The organism is Dietzia sp. HMSC21D01, from assembly GCF_001815995.1.
In the GTDB taxonomy this organism is placed as follows: Bacteria; Actinomycetota; Actinomycetes; order Mycobacteriales; family Mycobacteriaceae; genus Dietzia; species Dietzia cinnamea.
The window spans coordinates 1-1,002 of record NZ_KV823645.1 but is presented as its reverse complement, the minus strand read 5'-3'; the positions used below and the strand labels follow the sequence as shown (position 1 = coordinate 1,002).

The window sequence follows — 1,002 nt, the reverse complement described above, 5'->3', positions numbered from 1 at the left end:
CCCGCCTCGAGGACCGTCCCCGCGCCCGCAGCCGGACGAGGTCGCGTGCGTGGGCGTCCAGGGCGTGGTCCTCGGCGGACACGGGGGACCACCGCGCGACCGGGGTGGGGCGCCCGTCCGCGCCCAGGGCGGCGCAGACGGTGAGGCAGTGCGTGCTGAGCGTGCGGGCGGACGAGGTGGCCGCCCCGGAGCGCACGTGCACGGAGACGTGCATGGTCTCGTGGCCGGTGTGCAGCAGGCGGGCCTCCACCTCCACCACGTCCCCGATCCGTACCGGATGGTAGAAGCGCACCCCGCCCGCGTACACCGAGGTACACGGGGTACCCGACCACTGGGCCGCGCACAGGTTCGCCGCGTCATCGATCCACGCCATGATCCGTCCACCGTGGGCGTTGCCTCCCCAGTTGACGTCCGAGGGGGCGGCGAGCAGGCGCAGCGTCGATCGCGGGGCGGTGCCGGCCTCGGAGTAGACCTGCTGCGCCATCGCGCGCTCGATGTCCTTGCGCAGCCCGATGCGCATGACCGCCTCGTCGGACTCGTGGATCTCCAGGCTCGAGGCGGGCCGCCAGGCGGGGACCGGGGTGGGCGCGCCGTCGCGGACGGCGATGAAGACGACCAGGCACTCGGCGCAGTGCCGGTACCCGGGGCGTGCGGGATCGCAGGCGCGGACGTCGCACTGGATGTGCATGGAGGAGGTGCCCGTGTGCACGAGCCGGGCGGACACCTCCACGAGGTCCCCGGAGGCGATCGGGCGGGAGAAACGGACGTTGCCGACGTAGGCCGTGACGGCGTACCCACCCGACCATCCCGCGGCCAGCGCGTAGGCGGCCTTGTCGATCCACTCGAGGATGCGGCCGGTATGGACCTGGGTACCCGTCCCGACGTCGGTCGGGGCGGCCAGGAACCGCAGCACGGTCTGGTGGGAGGCGGTGTGGTCGGGAGCGGTGAGGTGAAGCGTGGTCACTCGTCGGACGCTAGTGGGCATCTCCGTTAGTTCGTCGG

1 protein-coding gene is annotated in these 1,002 nt (G+C 73.0%); it reads right to left on the bottom strand.

Features of this window, described 5'->3' with window-relative positions; translation table 11 throughout:
• Positions 1–964: acyl-CoA thioesterase (locus HMPREF3086_RS01170; protein ID WP_070719758.1), on the bottom strand; the 964-nt coding region annotated here is incomplete at its 3' end.
• Positions 965–1,002 lie beyond the last annotated feature (38 nt).